Below are 17,816 nucleotides of genomic sequence, written 5' to 3' on the forward strand. Positions count from 1 at the left end.
TTTTCTTGTTTCTTCGCTCCGTGTGCGTCTCCCCTTGAACGATTTGGAGAGCTCTCATGAGCGTTGACCACCGCGAACTCGGGCGCGAGCTGGAGTTTTTCGCCACCACCCCCATAGTCGGAGCAGGCCTCCCACTCTGGTTACCGGACGGCGCGATCATCAGGAACGAACTCGAAAAGTTCGCCGCCGAACAAGCAGCGCGATCCGGATGCCGGGGTGTCTATACCCCCGTTATGGCGAAGAAAGAGTTGTACGAGAGATCTGGGCATTGGTCCAAGTTCTCGGACGACATGTTCCCTGAAATGAAGATAGGCGGAGAGTCATTTCTCCTTCGTCCGGCTAACTGTCCTCATCACGCCCAGATATTCGCCGCTCGCGGTCGTAGTTATCGCGAGTTACCTTTCCGCGTTCGTGAACTCGGCTCGATGTTCCGTAGTGAACTCTCGGGAGTTCTCAGTGGACTGAACCGCGTCAGACAGATCAATCTCGACGACGCACACGTCTTCTGCAGTCGCGAGCAGATTCGATCGGAAGTGATCGTCGTGCTCGACGCGATCGAGGACTGCTACTCGACTCTGGGGATTGCCGAACGGGGGTACCGACTCTCGATCAGAGGGACCGGGCAGTACCTCGGCACCGACGAGCAGTGGGCCGACGCCGAGGATCAACTTCGCGGAGCACTGAAGGCGCGCTCGATCGAGTATGTGGAAGCGAAGGGGGAGGCGGCGTTCTACGGTCCCAAGATCGACGTCCAAGTGCGAGACGCGCACGGCCGTGAGGAAACACTCTCGACCGTCCAACTCGACTTCAATCAGCCGGAACGGTTCGACCTCGAGTACACCGCGGAAGACGGATCCAAGGCTCGCCCCGTCATGATCCATCGGGGCTTGCTTGGGTCGATGGAACGCATGACTGCGCTCTTGATCGAAAGGTTCGAAGGGCGGATGCCGCCATGGCTGGCACCCAACCAAGTCTCGATCCTGCCTGTCGGCGACCGGCACCAGGTTGAGGCCGAGTGTTTGCGGGCCGATCTCGAGGCTCGCGATGTTCGAGTGGCGATCGCGCCTGACGGATCGTTGGGACGTCGCATCCGCGAGGCACGCACTCACCGTGACCCGTACATCGCGGTGATCGGGGACAACGAGGTGCACGGCGGTGCCGTCGACGTTCTGGTCCCCGCGCGTGGTGGGCGGGCGGTCGTCGACGCGGGTGTGTTTGTCGCTCAGGTGGTCTCGGACATCAAAGCGCGTGCCCTGCTTCCGGCAGCTTTCTAGCCGACGGGAAGCTCGTGGAGGGCGCGCACCAATGGCGCGAGTTCGGGTGTCTTGCATGCCTCGTCGAGTGCGGCTTCGAGGGTGGCGTCGTGTGTCGGCCGTGCGCTTTCGAGAAGCTCGCGGCCGGCCGGCGTCAACTCCGTGTAGATGCCTCGACGGTCGTCGGCGCACAGGATGCGCGTCAGTAGTCCTCGATCTTCGAGTCGATTGACCAAGCGCGTCGTGGCGCTGCTGCTCAGTGCGGCAGCGCGAGCCAGTTGGGCCATGCGCATGTGCCAGCCGTCCTGGCGGCTCAACGCGTCGAGGACGGTGTATTCGACGACGGACAGTTTGTGCTCACGCTGGAGCGCGCGTTCCAGTTCGGTGTCGAGTGCGCCGTGCAGTGCTGCGAGCGTGCGCCACCCTTGCGAACGGATTTCGACGGCGTCGTCGGCGATCCCCATGTGATTCTCCTTGTCCGTTTCCTGCGGCTCCAGGTTACCAGCTTGCGCATGTAGCGCGCGCGTGCAACTATTTATAGCGCGCCTGCAACTAATGCACACGCCCGCTAACGGCTTACGCGTAAATCTGTGAAAGGAACATCGAGATGCCATTGGGTCTCATTGCCCTCGCTATGGGCGGGTTCGGGATCGGCCTCACCGAATTTGTCATCATGGGCCTCCTGCCCGAGGTCTCGGCCGACTTCGAGGTCACCGAGTCCGTCGCTGGCTACCTGATCTCGGGCTACGCACTGTCGGTGGCGATCGGCGCGATCCTCCTGACCGCTGCCGTCACCCGCTTCGAGCGCAAGAAGGTCCTTCTCTCGCTCATGGTGCTGTTCATCATCGGCAACCTGATGTCCGCGCTCGCTCCCTCCTACGAGGTCATGATGGGCGGACGCATCGTCGCGGCACTGTGCCACGGTGCGTTCTTCGGAATCGGTTCGGTGGTTGCCGCCGACATGGTCGCTCCCAACAAGCGCGCCGGCGCCATCGCGATGATGTTCGCGGGCCTGACCATCGCCAATGTTCTCGGCGTTCCGTTCGGCACGCTGCTGGGCCAGCAACTCGGATGGCGCTCGACGTTCTGGGCCATCACCGTCATCGGCGTCATCGCCCTGATCGGAATTGCAGCACTTGTCCCGACGACGCCCGCCAGCACGACCGGCGGCGGATTGCGCGGAGAGTTGGGGGCGTTCCGCAACAAGCAGGTTTGGCTCTCGATCGCCATCACCATCCTCGGCTACGGTGGAATGTTCGGAGCCTTCACCTACATCGCCTTCACCCTCACCGAGGTAACGGGATTCGCGACGTCCAGCGTTCCGTGGCTGCTCATCCTCTTCGGCTCGGGCCTGTTCGTCGGTAACTTCCTCGGCGCCAAGGCTGCCGACCGCTCGCTGACGAAGGCACTGGTCTGGATTCTCGCGATCCTGACCGTCGTTCTGATCGTGTTCGCCGCCACCGCTGAGAGCAAGGTCATGACCGTGATCTCGCTGTTCTTCATGGGCGCCTTTGGTTTTGCGACGGTTCCCGGTTTGCAGATGCGGATCATGAACTACGCGTCGGCAGCACCGACCATGGCCTCAGGTGCAAACATTGCCGCCTTCAATGTCGGCAACGCGCTCGGTGCGTGGCTGGGCGGAATCACCATCGCCGCGGGACTCGGGTTCACCTCCCCGATCTGGATGGGAGCGGCAGTCACCGTCGCCGGTCTGCTGGTCTTGATCGTCGCGGCGAAGATCGACCGCCCGGCAGCGTCAGAGCAGCAGGCTCCGAGCACCTCGCTGCACCCGAGCGCCGCCTGAACCTGGCCACCGCGCTCTGACCCCATCGCGTGAACGTATCGCTCCCCTTGTCCAACAAGGGGAGCGATACGTTCACGCGGGTCAGGTGAGGCGGAATTCGGCCGTCACCCCGGAGAAGGGCGTGATCGCGCCGCTGCCCCGAGCCTTCGATGCGCCGAAGTGTTGGACTCGATACGTACCCGCCGGAGTTTCGGCCGGAACATCCCACGTGATGCGCACGACGGAGCCGTTGCTCCCGACCCGGCGCCAGTGCAGTTTGGTGGACCAGTCGTTGTCGTCGGCCACGCGCGTCCAGGATCCGCCGGTATTGCGCTGGATCTCGTAGAAGGTCCCGTTTCGGTGAGTGTCGTTCTTGGGGTGGCCGGTGACGAACTCGACGGCAACTTGCCCACCCGGTGAGGTGTCGCCGGGCTGGACGGTTGCATCGCCGAATTGTGTTCCCGGCAAAGGCTCGTCGAAGTCGACGCCGGGTCCGAAGCTGGGTTGGAACCCGGACAGGTCGGCGGGCGCGGGGCCGCGAGGAGGTTCGGTGCCGTCGCGCATCGCGGCTGCGAGAGCGGAGTACCCCTGCTGATAGGCCGGCAGCGTGTAACGGCCGAACATCGTCGAACCGCCCTCGTACTGCTGCGAATCGTATTCCTGTGGTGTGGTGCAGTAGCTCGAGTAAGAGTTCGCGTACCCCTGGAAGATGACGTTCTCGAGGGGAACCCCAAGCTCCTCGGCGACGGTTCGACGCACTCGTAAACCGGAGACGATGGTGAATTCCGCAGGGCCACCGACGATGTAGAACTGGCCGATCCGCAGGATCTGGATCTTGAGTACGTTCGGCACCCATCCGCCCGGTGGCAGCAGGCCGACCGGAACGACTACGAGTTTGGGGGCCTGTGCATCCTGAAGCCATTGAGGCACAGGAGCGTCCATACCGCCCAAGGCGTCGATCATGGGGTTTCGGGTGCCCTCGGGGAAGATCGGGATTGCCGGTCCGTCCTCGACGCTTCCGGCGCTCATTGCCGCGCCGATCGCGGCCGGAGCGGTGCGGTGCTCGCGCCCGTCCGGAGTGAATCTTCCGCTCACCACCTGATTTGCCATGTCCAGGTACATGATCCGACTGTCGACGCCACCGGTGACGGTGTCGGAGGCCGTATCGAAGGCAGTTTGAGCTGCCGCTACCTGGCGGAGTCCGATGATGCGCGCATTCTCGAATTCGTCTTCGGTCGGTCCGCGTCCAGGCTCGAGGAAGAGGTTGGGTGACATGTCGCCGCTGTTGGTCTGCGGAAACGCAGCAATGAAGCTGGTGTCGCCGTCGAGGTAGCGCACGCCCTGGTCGTCGTGCTCCCAGAAGTACGCCGCGGCGCCCTTGTTGTCCCCGGAGATGAGATGGTTCTCGTTCGTGAGCGAGGCGCAGTGGGTGGCGAACCAGTTGATCGCTCCGATGTCCTTGCTGCCCCGGCTGATCCGCATGACACGCATATGGTGATCGTTGCCGCCGGGGTAGTAGGCCTTGTCCTCTTCAGGATTGAGGTCGAACGCCACTCGCGAGCGGTTGACGCTGGCATCGGTGAGATCGGAACGGCCGAAGCGAACCGTGCCAGGCGCCAGGTTCTCGTGCGCAGCGCTGATCGCCTCGACCATGCCGTTGACCTCGGCTTCGAACACTTGCAGTTCGAATCCGAGAACCGCGAGGTTGTACGCGTAGTTGTGCGAGGCCCCACCACACGCCGCGTGTGAATGAATGGCCGTCAACATGACGTTGCGCTCGGTGTAGATGTCACCGAACCTCCCGGCCAGTCGGCGCAGGACCTCGTCGTGAACGGACTGGAAGATCATGCAGTTGTCGACGCAGACATAGACGACCCGCGACGCGCCGGACTCGAAGATGAAGGCGCGTGCGCGCATTCGCTGGTGCAGGCCTTCGGCGCGTTGATCGAAGCTCGAGTAGCCCATCATGCCGACTTCGGCGACGGGTCCGGTCACATCGGAAATTCCGACGCCCACCTGCAGTGACGCCGACGACTTGTCGGTGCGTGCGGGTGAAACGGAGCGTGCCGGCGAAGCTGCGACGGCCTGGTTCGTCGACAGAGCGGCGAGCGCAGGTGCGGCGGCAGCGCCTGCCAGTACGGTGCGTCGGGTGATCTGCACGAGTGTCCTTTCGGGCGGTCTGACGCGAGTTGGTCAACCGTCCAGGAGTGTAGCCCGAGTCACACGTGACCGAAAGGGGTGCCGTCGGCTGACACTCAGATCGTTGTCGCCTCCCCGAACGTCATCGCCAGGTTTTTGATGGTCGTGGTCATCAGGGCCCGGCGGGGGAGTCCCAGTTTCCGAAGCTCCGCCGCCATCGGGTGACTACCCAGCTGAACCTCTGCTCCACCAGGGCGCGATTTGACGCCGGTCGGCGCCATGTCCCACGACGTGCACCTGGTGGCGCCGTCGAGATGCGAGTACGCGGCCAACGACATGTTGGCTCCACCGCCCGGCACGCTGACGCCCGACTTCACACTCAACTGCGTGATGAGTTTGCCGTCGCGCGAGACGGATCCGCGCTTGACCGAGCCGACGTGCTCGGTGTCGAACTCGGCGAGCACCTTCGGGAATCCCCAAATCTCCCGGCCGGCGGCCTTGGTGAACTCGCCGTCCACCGGCAATTCGTGGATGAGCGCCCCCGCAGTCCCGGCAGCGAGCGAACGTAGATCTCCCAGCACCGAAGTGTCCGGGGGCGCAGTGTGGCTGCGCACCATGTATGTCACTCCGAATTCGTTGTACGGACCCAGGTCCCCGTCGATGTAGTCGACAAAAACCAGCCCGCAGAGCGCCCGGCCGGGGCGGTACTGGAGCACGGTCAAGCCGGTGTAGTCGATGATCGACTGCGCGGTTGCGCTGGGTACCGAGTACAGCGCCATGAAGGCCGATGCGGTGCGAACTTCGACGGGCATCTCGACCTTCTTGCCCAGAATCGTGTAGCTCATGGCGCGACCACCCCGCGGAGTCCGTCGGAGCCGTAGACGGGTTCGAGCATCGAGCGGAAATCCGGTCCGCGGCGCAGCATTTGGCCTCCGTCGACGTTGATGATCTGCCCGGTGATCCAGGTGGACTGCGGTCCCAGGAGAAAGGAAGCGAGTCCGGCGACGTCTTCGACCTCGCCGACGCGTTCGAGCGGAGTGTTTGCCAGGTAGTCGTCCAGGATGGGGCCACCGTCGGTGATGAGCGCGACCAGATCCGTTCGGGTCAGCCCTGGCCGGATAGCATTGACACGAATGTTGCTGGCGCCCAGTTCGTCTGCCGCCAACTGCACCAGGTGGTCCACGCCGGATTTCGAGACGCCGTACGCGCCGAACCAGCGATGTGTGTTGCTGCTGGCGATCGACGAGATCGCGACGATGGATCCGCCGCCTCCGGCCACCAGCGCCCGAGCACCGTGCTTGATCGTCAGCATGGTCCCCGTGACGTTGAGGTCGACGGTGCGCCGCCACGCGTCGACGTCGAGTTGCGTGACCGGGGCGATGGTTTCGTTCCCACCGGCGCAGGCCACGACTCCGTCGAGCTTTCCGGTGACGGACACCGCCGCGGCGACAGTGGCGACGACGTCTGCCTCGACAGTGACGTCGGCAGGGGAGACGCTGACCGATCCCGCCGGATTCGACTGCCGGATCGATTCGGCGGCAGCATCAAGTTTGTCCTTGTTGCGTCCGCAGATCGTGACGTGAGCGCCGGACGCAACCAGCGAACGCGCGATGCCCAGACCGATGCCACTACCGCCGCCGGTCACCAGTATCGATCTGCCGGTGAAAGTGGGTATGCCCGCTGAGGCGGTGTCGTCGTCCATGCGTGTCTCCTGGTCGTTGCTCCGGCGGGCTCGCGTGCTGCTTCTGGAGGTTTTCCGGTTCGGCTTCGGTGAAAACGCCCCACGCTATATAGGAACAGGTTCTACTTATTGAGGCAAGGGTTGTGCGAGAGGTGGAGTGATGGCTACCAGACCGACCTTCGATTTGATCGACGGGCGCTTCTACAGCGGAGACCTCGGAAATGTGCGCGACGCGTACGCGTGGATGCGCGATCACGAGCCCGTGTACCGAGACGACGCCAACGGAATCACCGGGGCCGCAAGCTACGATGCCGTCGTTGCAGCCGAGCGGGATCCCGAACTGTTCTCCAACGCCGGTGGCATCCGCCCCGAAACCGGTCCGTTGCCGCAGATGATCGACATGGACGACCCGCAGCACCTCACGCGTCGACGCTTGGTCAACGCGGGTTTCACACGTAAGAAGGTCGAAGCCAAGGCCGGCCGTATCCGGGAGATCTGCGATCAACTGATCGACGCCGTCTGTGAAAAGGGAGAAGCCGACTTTGTCGCAGACCTGGCAGCACCGCTGCCGATGGCCGTCATCGGTGACATGTTGGGTGTTCGTCCGGACGAACGCGCGATGTTTCTGCGGTGGTCGGACGATCTGGTGAAGGCATTGGGAAGCAACGCTTCCCAGGAGCAACTGCAAGCCATGATGACTGCGTATGTCGATTTCACCGCGTACATGATGCGAACCATCGCCGAGCGGAGGAGCGACCCGGCCGACGATTTGGTGAGCACGTTGATTCACAGTGAGGTCGACGGCGAGGCCCTCTCCGATCAGGAAATCGTCAACGAATCCCTGCTGATCCTGATCGGCGGTGACGAGACCACGCGGCACGTGCTCAGCGGCGGCATGGAACAGTTGCTGCGCAATCCGGACCAGCATCGAGCACTGGTCGACGATCCCGATGCCATTCCGTTGGCGATGGAGGAGATGCTGCGGTGGTCCTCGCCCATCAAGAACATGGCTCGAACCCTGACCCGTGATACCGAATTCTTCGGTGCGCAGCTGAAGGCCGGAGAGAAGATGCTGCTGCTCTTCGAATCGGCAAATTTCGACGAGTCCGTGTTCCTGAACGCCGAACAGTTCGATGTCGGCCGCACGCCGAACCCGCACGTGGCCTTCGGCTTCGGAACTCACTTCTGTCTGGGGAATCAGCTGGCCAGGTTGGAGGGACGGATCATGTTCGAGCAACTGTTCGCCAGGCTGGCGGACATGGCACTTGCCACCGACGCACCGTTGCAGCGGCGTGCGGCGAACTTCGTGTCCGGACTCGAATCGATGCCGGTGCGGTTTACGGCTTCGGCGCCGTCAGCCGGGTAGTTGGCAGTTGGGAGGCGCAGCGTCTTCGGAGAGGGGGCTCCCCGCCGGATTGACGTAAATGACCTCGAGGACCAGTGGTGTTGTCTGAGAGTTGTTTCCGATGTGCACATGATCAGAACCGCTGGGTTCGATCAATGTGTTTCCGGCGCTGTAGATCCCGTCGACGGAGCAATCGGATCGGTAGTGGCTCAGCGTGCCCTGCGCGATCAGTGCGTAGAGCGTCCCGTCGTGGAAGTGCCAACCGGTGGAACCGCCTGGGTCGATGGTGATCTGGCGCAGGATGTAATCCTTGCCGTCGAAAGTCACCTGCCCGAGGATTTCACCGTGCACCCCCGTGCTCGGTGTTGCCGACGCATTGATCGGCGTCAGAGACAGCCCGATCGCTGCGGACACTGCAAGCAGAACCTGATGACGTTTACGCATGAGCGGCCCTCCCAGACGGATGTGCTCCTGAGTGTCCTCCGACAGTGTCCGATTTATCCCGGTTTTCGTGGATCTTGCAGGGTGAAGGTAGAGGTATGGCCCTAAGGGGCGGTTACGCTCGTGCCATGCAGCAAGTCGCGACGAGGCGCCGGAGCCAGCCGCCGCCTGCGCGCTTCATGTTCGAGGCATTGATCGATCCGTACCGCCAGCCCGCCCGGCACTGGCTGGAACTGCTCGAGAGCGAGATCGCACCGGAGATCGTCAGGGCTGAAGAACCGGAGTTGGTGATCTGGTCGTCGATCTGGCCGGACCGACCCGACGCCGTCATCCGGTTCGACATCGAGGCGGTCGGAAACAGCACGATGCTGCGTTGGACGCTCTTCCTCGCAGATCCGATACCGCCCGAGGCAGAGGTTGTCAGCATGCGAAAGCGGCTCAATACCTTGATAAATGCGAATCTCAGGTTCACTTTCGGACAGTGAGTTGATCACTGCCGCATTACTTGGTGTCGACTCGGCCGATCGGGTCGGCGTTGTCGCTGAATGCGGCCCGGGCCGCTGGCCAGCTGGTCTCATCGACGCGCAACGCGGTCCGAAGGTAGGCAGTACTCATCCGTTGGATGGCGGCGACCCGCTCGGGGTTTTCGTCAGTGGTCTCGGCGACTTCGTATCCGACGATTCCGCCGAGTGCGTGCTCGGCACCGTAGAAGGTCAGGAGGTCGGTGGCTCCGGGGCTGTGCGTGTAGGCGTCGGTGAACCAGTCAGGTCCGCGGCTGGACATCTTGGACTGGTCGTGGTCGCCCGCGACGACGAGTGTCGGCGTCGTCAGTTCCTGGAACGAGGGGCGCATGAACGGGAAGTTCGCCTGCGCGAACGGATGCAGGTTCTCGCCGCCGAGACCGGTTGCTGCGAACAGGATTCCCGCGGTGACGCGGCTGTCGGACATGTCCTGGCCGACCTGGCCGGCCTCGTCGAAGATCCTTGCTCCGAGGAGCGACTGAGCGGTTTGCCCACCCCAGGAGTGACCCGTGGCGGCAACTCGACTGCAGTCGATGCGGCCGGCAAGTCCGGGCACCGCAAATTCGATGGCGTCGAGCTGATCAAGGATGCGTGTGAGATCCGCGATCCTCTCGGTCCAGATCGTCGGGAACACCGGGTGATCGAATTCGAAACCGTTCCGGCGCGAGTCCAGATGTGTCGGCTGGATCACCACGAATCCGTGGGAGGCCCAGAATGCCGTGAGTGGCGAGTATCCATCGAGGTTCCAGCCGTTGCCGTGGGAGAACACCACAACGGGGAGGTTCGTGCCTGCTGCCGGAGCAGACACACGTACTTCCAGCGGGACAGGTCGATCGGGGGCGAACAACTCGACGGGGGCAACGGAGACGACCGGGGTGCCGGCGCCGATGATGCCGTTCAGAGTGTCGATCATTGATGAGGTCATGGCAAGTTCCTTGCTGAGGCTGCACCCTGCGATACTGTTTATCGGAGCGTCGCTCCGCAACATTACGGAGCGTTGTTCCGTAATGCAAACATATGTCGTGAGTCAGCGAGGAGTGCACATGGCTGATGCCCAGGACGAGCGGTCGCGCGTCGCGTCTCCCAAGCAAGTCGGTCGCCCACGTCGGAGCGAGCAGGCGCTGCTCGACGCGGCGGCAGCAGTGTTCGTAGAGTCCGGGGTCGACGCTCCGGTGCGGGAGATTGCGGCGAAGGCCGGCGTCGGCATGGGGACGATCTACCGACACTTCCCGACGCGTCCCGAGTTGGTGGTCGCCGTATACCGACACCAAGTCGAGGCGTGTGCGGACGCAGGCCCACAGATGCTCGCGGAGAGTGCAACGCCCGAGGCGGCTTTGCGGGCATGGGTGGCTTTGTTCGTGGAGTTCCTGGTCACCAAGCATGGGCTCGCCGGCGCACTGCAAGGAGACAGCGCCGGGTCCGACGCTCTGCACACCTACTTCGTCGACCGCCTCGTCCCGGTATGTGACGCCCTCCTCGAGGCGGCGCTCGAGTCCGTTGGCACTGCTTCGCGGGTCGATGCGTACAACGTGCTCAAAGGCATCGGGAACCTTTGTATTGGTGCTGGGTCCGATGACCGGTACAAGGCCGAGGTCCTTGTACAACTATTCATCTCGGGCGTACTCGCGCGAGAGGTTCGCTGACGCTCGGCTCAGTCAGATCAGCTCCGGATTCTCGGCGTACACCTCTTCGAGGATCGACATGTCGAACAGTTGGTCCGCTGTAATCTCCAGCCCAGCTTTCGACAGTGCCGCGACGTTCTGTTCGATCAGTTGTGGTGTCATCGTGAACAACCCGTTGGCTTTGGTATCGGCCGACACCACCAGATCGTTCTGTGCGGTGGCTTCCTTGATCTGCTCTTCGAGTTCGAGGTTCTGGTCCTTGCCGTAGACCTCGACGGCAAGCCGTGCCGACTCTGCCGGATCGGCGACCGCATCCTTCCATCCTTGGATCTCGGCCTTCAGGAATGCCTTGAGTTTGTCCCTCTCGTTGTCGATGGTGGACTGGAGAACCGTGAACGATTCGGCGACCAACGGCAGGTTGTAGTCCGCGAAGAGGAAGTGGGCGTTGGGGAAACCTTTGGCGGCCAGTGTGATCGGCTCGTTGGTCACGTAGGAGACCCAGCCGTCCACCTCGCCGTTCGCCAAGGGGCTCGGATCGAACTGCGCGGGCACGATCGTCATCTGGCTTTCGGTCAGGCCGTTTGCTGCCAGGAGAGCTCCGAAGACGAGCTGATTGGAATCCTGGACGCCGATCTTCTTGCCGATCATGTCCTGGGGTGAGTTGATCGGTGCCGCAGCGGAACTGACTATCGCAAACGGATTCTTCTGGAATGTCGCCCCGACGATCTTTGCCTCCAGTCCGTCGAGCACGGCGGGAGCCGTGAGCTGCGGTGCGGACATTCCGATCCACACCTTGCCGGTGTCCAAGCCGGCTTCGACGCCCGTGCCGGCTGCGCCGCCTGCCACCAGGTCGACATTCCCGAAGCCTGCATCCTTGTAGTAGCCCTTGTCGAGAGCGAAGTACTCGCCCGCGAACTCGATGTTCTTGATCCAGGACAACTGCACTGCAACTGTTCCGAATTCGGAACCGTCGTCCGTGGTTCCGCCACTCGAACTGCTGGAGTCATTGCTGCACGCGAGCAATGACGCACTACCGGCGACTGCGATGCCGGTCAGCGCGGAGTAGCGGAAGAAGGCCCTGCGGTCCAACTGGCGGACGGGCTTGAATGGCGTCATGAATCGGAACACTAGGGCCAGTCGGTTTCGTTCAGTTTGCTTGGGAGACAGAGTTTGTTGAGGTCGTGTTAACAGATGTCACGACTTGCCCGCCGAGGGGCCGAAACGAGACAGAGCGATGCTTTCGAAGATTCCGACCACGGCGTAGAGGATGATCGACACCACGGTGATCACCACGATCGATGCCCACAGTTCGTTGTACTGATAGCGCGGAATGGCTTTGATCATGCTCGAGCCCAAACCTTGTCCGCTACCGAGCCATTCGCCGATCAGTGCTCCGATCAAGGCGCCAGGTACGGACACCCTAGCGGCGGCGAACACCGCCGGAAGTGCGGACGGTACGGACACCATTCGCAGTGCCGTCCAACGACTCCCGCCGTACGCGGCAATGAGGTCTTGTGCCTGAGCCGGAGCAGCGCGTAGACCGACCATGATCATGACGAGGGCTGGAAAGAACACCACAATCGCAACCATGACCGTCACACCCACGATTCCGCGCCCGAATATCAGGACGATGATCGGGGTCATCGCAACGAGAGGAACAGATCGTAGAAGCATTGCAACGGGCATGAAAGTCTGTTCGACAGTGCGCGAAACGACAAAAATGGATGCGACCACGAGCGCGGCAGTCATTCCGACGGCAAAGCCGACACCGGCGTCGCGCAGTGTGATGAACAGGTTGTCGATGATGCCCGAACGCGCATCGGCAGATTTCGGCCCGGAGAACAGATACTCCCAGACGTCGGCCGGCGTCTTTCCTACACGCGGCCCCACCTGGGGGAAGGCGTTGAGAAAGACCACCCAGATGACAAGCAACAGCGCCGAGGCAATGGCAATGGGAGCGAGGAATCTCAATGTTCCTCGTACCGCGGTCATTTCTGTGCTCCCGGAGCGCTGGTCCACGGCGTGACGAGTCGGGCGATCGCTGCGACGACGGCGTATCCCAGGCCGGCGAGCAGGGCGGCGGCGATAGCCATTCCCCAGGTTCGCGGGACGTTGTACGACGTCTGAGCGGCCGTGAGTGCGACGCCGATTCCGCTGTCCACCCCGCCGAGATACTCACCGAGAATTGCACCCAGTACGGCCGAGGGTGCAGCAATCTTGAGGGCGGCAAAGGTGCTCGGAAGTGCGCTCACAAGTTGAACTTTAGTGAACTTCTGCCAACGCCCACCGCCGTAGGCGGCGACGAGATCGAGGCTCGTCTTGTCTGCCGATCTCAGGCCCGCGAGCGTGCCGACCATCGTGGTGAAGAAGCAGTACATCGCGGCGAGAAAGATCGTGGGGGTCCGGCCGCCGAAGACCACCAGGATGATCGGGCCGAGCGCCAACAACGGTGTGCAGTAGCTCAGGATTGCCAATTGCGTGGCCAACCCCTCGATGGGTGGAATGAGAACGACAAGCACGGCAAGCGTGATCGCCAGCAGGTTTCCCCAGAGAAAGCCCTGTAGCGCACCGGACGCCGTGACGGTGAAATTGGGTCCGTACAGCGACCAGCCGTCGTCGAACATTGTCGAGACAACCACCCACGGCGTCGGAATCGTGCCTCCCGCAACACCGGCGGCGGCGAGAATCCACCAGAGAGCGATCAGTCCGCAGATGCCGACTGCACCGCCGAACCATGTCGGACGCTTCAATCGGATCCGGCGCGGTGCTGATGGCTGCGCCGCTGCGGCCGCGACGTTCTCGATATCGGTGATGGTCATGCGACGCCTGCTTTTCCGAAGAGCAGTCCGGAGAGGTAGTCGTGGATCTCGTGGAACTCGGGTGTCCGCATCATTTCGGGCGTCCGCGGGCGCGGCAGGTCGATTGGCACGACTTCGAGGACGCGTCCGGGCCGCGGCGTCATGACAGCGACGACGTCCGAGAGGAACACTGTCTCGGCGATACCGTGCGTCACCATCAACGTGGTGGCCGGCTTCTCGGTCCAGATTCTGAGCAATTCGATGTTGAGCCGTTGTCTGGTCATGTCGTCGAGCGCGCCGAACGGCTCGTCGAGTAGTAGGACGCTCGGCTTGACGACGAGTGATCGTGCGATCGACACACGCTGACGCATACCGCCGGACAATTGAGCGGGCTTGGCCTTCTCGAATCCTTCGAGGCCGACGAGAGCGATCAGGTCGGCGATCTGGTCGGGGTCGGGATCGATGCCGGCAACCTGAAGCGGCAGTTTGATGTTGGAGGTCACTGTCCGCCACGGCAGCAAAGCCGAATCCTGGAACGCGATTCCGAGTTCGCGACGCTTGCGCAACTCGGCGGGGGACTGCCCGTTGACAAGGGCCGTTCCCGACGTCGGAGTATCGAGGCCCGCGAGAATGCGGAGAACGGTGGACTTCCCGCAACCGGACGGCCCGAGCAGAGACAGAAAAGAGCCTTCGCTGGTTTGAAGGGACACGTCGGTCAGCGCGGTCACCGACCGACGACCCATCTCGAAGGTCTTGCCGAGGCCGGAGATGTCGAGACCGGTTCCAGCGGGGCGAGGTGTGGCGGTGGGACTGGTCATTCCCGCACAGTACGAACGTCCGGTTGCGGTCATGTTGCCTGCGCGTCACCGCTGCGTGAGGCTGGTTCGGCATGTCCTGTCACAGCGTCGTGGTGAGATGGACCTCTGGACGGAGTGAGGGGAGCGAAGATTGCTGAAGTTGTACCGGGCCGAACGTTCGGACACGTTGGTCTCGGCGCTGGCCACGCTCCTCCGGACACCGTTGTCGGATCCATTCGCCCGCGAAACTGTCGCAGTGCCGGCCAAGGGCGTCGAGCGTTGGCTCAATCAGCGGCTGTCCTCCCAGCTAGGCACGTCCGGACCGTCAGCGGTGGACGGAATTTCTGCGAATATCGTGTTTCCTTCACCCGCGCGCCTGGTCGCAGAGTCCGTGGCCGCGGTCAGTGGAATCACGGCTGACGACGACCCGTGGTCGCCGACACGATTGGTGTGGACGGTTCTCGAAGTGATCGACGAGTCCCTCGGCGAGCCCTGGTGCGGCGTCCTGGCGAAGCATCTCGAAGGCCATCGTGAAGGTCGACGGTTCGCCTCCGCTACGCGCGTCACCGAACTCTTCCGTAGCTATGCCGCGCAACGCCCGCAGATGCTGATCGACTGGGCAGCCGGGCAGTTGACGGACGGACACGGATTGGCGCTGTCGGAGGATTTCGAGTGGCAGGCACGTCTGTGGTCCATCGTCGCGGACAGGATCGACCTCCCGGGACCCGCAGAGCGATTGGGGCAGGTAAGCCGCGCTCTTGTCGAGGATCCGGCCTTGGTCGACCTACCGGAACGCCTGTCGGTCTTCGGGCCGACACGTCTGCCGGTCGATCAGCGAATGATCTTGAGCGCCCTGAGCGCGCATCGGGACGTGCACGTCTGGCTCCCGCATCCGAGCCCCGCCTTGTGGAACAAGATGAGCTCGCGCATGCAGCCTCGAAGTGAGAGTGCGATCCGACGTTCGGAAGACGGGTCGGCCCTGATATCCGCCAATCCGTTGCTGTCGAGTCTTGCTCGAGACGTTCGGGAGCTTCAGATCAGCCTCGGCGCCGCCGACTTCGAGTCGGTGCATCTTCCCGAACCAGCCGGCCCGAAATCCCTCCTGGCGACGGTCAAAGCCGACGTCATCGCAGATCGTGCTCCCAGCGCTTCAGCGGAACCCGATGGGACAGTTCAGGTCCACGCTTGCCACGGGCCGGCACGGCAGGTCGAGGTGCTCCGCGAATGTCTGCTCCGATTGTTCGAGGACGACCCGACATTGCAGCCGCGCGACGTACTCGTGATGTGCCCGGACGTCGAAACTTACTCACCTTTGGTTCGTGCGGCATTCGGGCAGGGTGTCCATGGCCACCCCGGGCATCTTCTGCGAGTTCGTCTGGCAGACCGCGGATTACGTCAGACCAATCCGGTCCTGGCAGTTCTCGGGTCTCTGCTCGAATTGGCCGACGGCAGGGCCACAGCCAGTGAGGTTCTCGATCTTGCTGCGACTCAGCCTGTCCGCACGCGCTTTTCGTGGGGTGACGACGAGTTGGAAAGATTGCGGGAGTGGACGACGGAAGCGGGTGCTCGCTGGGGAATCGGTAGTCGGCAGCGTGCCACGTTCGGTCTCGACGCGTTTCCGCAGAACACCTTCAACACCGCCATGGACCGAATCTTGTTGGGGGTCAGCGCGGACGAGTCGGAAAACGCCTGGTTGGATCTCGCGCTGCCACTCGATGACGTGGACGGCACCGACATCGATCTGAGTGGACGTTTCGCAGAATTCGTCGATCGCCTGGCCGTCTCGCTTCGCGACCTTGCCGGCCCGCATTCGCCGGCCGAATGGCTTCGCGTGCTGATGCGGGCTCTGGATTTGCTGACCGACACAGTGCCCGCCGATTCCTGGCAGAGCGCGGGGGCTCACCGCGAGTTGGTAGCTGCTGTCGAATTCGGCGGAGAGACGGTGTTACGTCTGGCCGATGTTCGCGCGATGCTCTCGCGCAGCCTCGCAGGCAGACCTACGCGTGCCAATTTCCGAACCGGCGAACTGACGGTGTGCACGATGGTTCCGATGCGTTCGGTGCCGCATCGCGTCGTCGTGCTGATCGGGCTCGACGACGAGGTCTTCCCCCGAACCGGTGGAGTCGACGGTGACGACATCTTGTCCCGTGATCCCGTTGTGGGGGAGCGTGATCTGCGCAGTGAAGACAGGCAACTGCTTCTCGATGCCGTGATGTCTGCGGGTGAGCACCTGTTGCTGTTGTATACCGGTGCCGATCCGGTCACCGGTGTCGTCAGACCGCCGGCGATCCCCCTCAGCGGTCTCCTCGACGTTCTCAGCGCGACGGTGGGCCCCGAGGCGATGAACGGAGTGCTGACACGGCATCCGTTGCAGTCGTTCGACAATCGAAACTTCTCACCGGACAAGCCGTTCAGCTTTGACACGGCAGCCCTGGCCGGTGCGAGGGCTGCCGCCGGAACACCCGTCGAATTGCCGACAGTCTTGTCGGCCGATCTACCCGAGGTGCATCCGAAGGAAGTGAACCTCGCCGACCTGGTGAACTTCCTCGTACACCCCGCCCGTGGTTTTCTGCGCCAACGCCTCGGCGTCCGGGTACCGGAACTCGACGACGACATCGCGGATTCGCTGGCAACCGAGCTCGATCCGCTGTCCACCTGGGCTCTGGGTGATCGAATGCTTCTCTCGCGCTTGGCTGGTCGCAGCTCCGCAGATTTCCGTGCAGCCGAGTGGCGCCGCGGTACTTTGCCTCCGTACAACCTGGGCGCCACGGTTCTGGGCAACGTCGAGTGGGTAGTAGACCAACTTGCCGGTCTTGCATTGCCGCACCTCGACGGCGACGCCGAGGCCGTCGACGTCGACATCGACCTCGGGGACGGGCGCCGACTCACCGGAACGGTGACCGGGGTGCACGGTAATTCCGTGGTTCGGGCGTCGTATTCCTCACTGGCGCCCAAACATCGGATGACGGCCTGGATCAACCTGCTCGCCCTGAAGGCTCACGGACGACCCGGTGTGCTTGATGCAGTGTCCATCGGAAGGGGTCGGGGAAAGATAGCAGCGGCGCGATCAGTGCTCGATGCGCCGGGCAATGCGGTCGAGATCCTGCAGCAACTGGTGGACCTACGCGAGCGGGGGCTGCAGCGTCCGTTGCCGATGTGGGCCGCTACTTCAGCCGAATATGCGCGCCGACGCTTTGGTGGCGAGTCGGTCGACGATGCGACAAACGGTGCGGACACCCAGTGGACCGGACAGTACGGCGAGATGATCGATCCAAGCAACACTTACGTTTTCGGAGAGGCTCGAACACTGGCGGAGTTGGCTGCGGATCCGCCGTCGGACGACGAATTCGTCTGGGCCGAGGAACCGACTCGATTCGGAGTTCTCGCCCGACGACTGTGGGATCCGTTGCTGACCAACGAAAGAGCGGAGTAACCC

General features: G+C 62.9%; 16 protein-coding genes. 6 read left to right on the forward strand and 10 right to left on the reverse strand.

The annotated features are described in order from the left end of the window. Positions 1–56: 56 nt before the first annotated feature. The gene (gene thrS / locus ACFQ6Y_RS26940; RefSeq protein WP_378639339.1) at positions 57–1,274 is read left to right on the forward strand and encodes a threonine--tRNA ligase; all 1,218 of its coding nucleotides are present in this window, start codon (positions 57–59) and stop codon (positions 1,272–1,274) included. Here thrS and ACFQ6Y_RS26945 read toward each other — a convergent pair. Next, positions 1,271–1,717: a MarR family winged helix-turn-helix transcriptional regulator gene (locus ACFQ6Y_RS26945; RefSeq protein WP_003945852.1), complete on the reverse strand. Its 447-nt coding sequence runs from the start codon at positions 1,715–1,717 to the stop codon at positions 1,271–1,273. The two genes, thrS and ACFQ6Y_RS26945, sit on opposite strands and share 4 nt — an antisense overlap. Before the next feature lie 143 nt (positions 1,718–1,860). On the opposite strand from ACFQ6Y_RS26945, the gene ACFQ6Y_RS26950 reads away from it, so the two are divergent. Further along, positions 1,861–3,057: an MFS transporter gene (locus ACFQ6Y_RS26950; protein ID WP_378546489.1), complete on the forward strand. Its 1,197-nt coding sequence runs from the start codon at positions 1,861–1,863 to the stop codon at positions 3,055–3,057. 81 nt (positions 3,058–3,138) lie between these two features. On the opposite strand, the gene ACFQ6Y_RS26955 is transcribed toward ACFQ6Y_RS26950, so the two are convergent. From ACFQ6Y_RS26955 to ACFQ6Y_RS26965, 3 genes are all read right to left on the reverse strand, one after another. Beyond that, on the reverse strand, positions 3,139–5,196 hold the full coding sequence (locus tag ACFQ6Y_RS26955) for a neutral/alkaline ceramidase (protein WP_378639342.1): 2,058 nt from the start codon (positions 5,194–5,196) through the stop codon (positions 3,139–3,141). Between the two features lie 95 nt (positions 5,197–5,291). Further along, positions 5,292–6,020 carry an acetoacetate decarboxylase family protein gene (locus tag ACFQ6Y_RS26960; protein ID WP_378535077.1) on the reverse strand — a complete coding sequence of 243 codons (729 nt, stop codon included), beginning with the start codon at positions 6,018–6,020 and terminating at the stop codon, positions 5,292–5,294. Then, positions 6,017–6,877: an SDR family oxidoreductase gene (locus tag ACFQ6Y_RS26965; protein WP_378535079.1), complete on the reverse strand. Its 861-nt coding sequence runs from the start codon at positions 6,875–6,877 to the stop codon at positions 6,017–6,019. The genes ACFQ6Y_RS26960 and ACFQ6Y_RS26965 overlap by 4 nt, the downstream gene beginning before the upstream one ends. Positions 6,878–7,016: 139 nt before the next feature. On the opposite strand from ACFQ6Y_RS26965, the gene ACFQ6Y_RS26970 reads away from it, so the two are divergent. Beyond that, complete coding sequence (locus tag ACFQ6Y_RS26970; RefSeq protein WP_378639345.1) at positions 7,017–8,222, forward strand: cytochrome P450; 1,206 nt, start codon at positions 7,017–7,019, stop codon at positions 8,220–8,222. Here the strand turns inward: ACFQ6Y_RS26970 and ACFQ6Y_RS26975 are convergent. Next, positions 8,211–8,645 carry a cupin gene (locus tag ACFQ6Y_RS26975; protein WP_230814803.1) on the reverse strand — a complete coding sequence of 145 codons (435 nt, stop codon included), beginning with the start codon at positions 8,643–8,645 and terminating at the stop codon, positions 8,211–8,213. The genes ACFQ6Y_RS26970 and ACFQ6Y_RS26975 overlap by 12 nt on opposite strands. 125 nt (positions 8,646–8,770) lie before the next feature. Between ACFQ6Y_RS26975 and ACFQ6Y_RS26980 the strand changes: the two genes are divergently transcribed. After that, a complete protein-coding gene (locus ACFQ6Y_RS26980; protein WP_378639348.1) occupies positions 8,771–9,127 on the forward strand; it encodes a hypothetical protein in 357 nt (118 codons plus the stop codon). Between the two features lie 16 nt (positions 9,128–9,143). On the opposite strand, the gene ACFQ6Y_RS26985 is transcribed toward ACFQ6Y_RS26980, so the two are convergent. Continuing rightward, on the reverse strand, positions 9,144–10,088 hold the full coding sequence (locus tag ACFQ6Y_RS26985) for an alpha/beta hydrolase family protein (protein WP_378639351.1): 945 nt from the start codon (positions 10,086–10,088) through the stop codon (positions 9,144–9,146). Positions 10,089–10,206: 118 nt separating this feature from the next. Between ACFQ6Y_RS26985 and ACFQ6Y_RS26990 the strand changes: the two genes are divergently transcribed. Beyond that, on the forward strand, positions 10,207–10,806 hold the full coding sequence (locus ACFQ6Y_RS26990) for a TetR/AcrR family transcriptional regulator (protein WP_378639354.1): 600 nt from the start codon (positions 10,207–10,209) through the stop codon (positions 10,804–10,806). A 12-nt stretch (positions 10,807–10,818) separates the two neighbouring features. Here the strand turns inward: ACFQ6Y_RS26990 and ACFQ6Y_RS26995 are convergent, their stop codons facing one another. The 4 genes from ACFQ6Y_RS26995 to ACFQ6Y_RS27010 form a co-directional block, all read right to left on the reverse strand. Then, positions 10,819–11,901, reverse strand: a complete 1,083-nt coding sequence (locus tag ACFQ6Y_RS26995) for an ABC transporter substrate-binding protein (RefSeq protein WP_378639357.1) — start codon at positions 11,899–11,901, stop codon at positions 10,819–10,821. A gap of 78 nt (positions 11,902–11,979) precedes the next feature. After that, on the reverse strand, positions 11,980–12,777 hold the full coding sequence (locus tag ACFQ6Y_RS27000) for an ABC transporter permease (protein WP_378639360.1): 798 nt from the start codon (positions 12,775–12,777) through the stop codon (positions 11,980–11,982). Next, positions 12,774–13,604, reverse strand: a complete 831-nt coding sequence (locus ACFQ6Y_RS27005) for an ABC transporter permease (RefSeq protein WP_378448887.1) — start codon at positions 13,602–13,604, stop codon at positions 12,774–12,776. Before ACFQ6Y_RS27005 ends, ACFQ6Y_RS27000 begins: the two co-directional genes overlap by 4 nt. Continuing rightward, a complete protein-coding gene (locus tag ACFQ6Y_RS27010) occupies positions 13,601–14,434 on the reverse strand; it encodes an ABC transporter ATP-binding protein (RefSeq protein WP_378639363.1) in 834 nt (277 codons plus the stop codon). Before ACFQ6Y_RS27010 ends, ACFQ6Y_RS27005 begins: the two co-directional genes overlap by 4 nt. 97 nt (positions 14,435–14,531) lie before the next feature. Here ACFQ6Y_RS27010 and recC point away from each other — a divergent pair, with 97 nt between their 5' ends. Then, entirely contained in the window at positions 14,532–17,813 is a 3,282-nt protein-coding gene (gene recC / locus ACFQ6Y_RS27015; protein ID WP_378639366.1) for an exodeoxyribonuclease V subunit gamma, read from the forward strand. Positions 17,814–17,816: the final 3 nt, after the last annotated feature.

Source organism: Rhodococcus sp. NPDC056516, from assembly GCF_042794655.1.
GTDB lineage: Bacteria > Actinomycetota > Actinomycetes > Mycobacteriales > Mycobacteriaceae > Rhodococcus_F.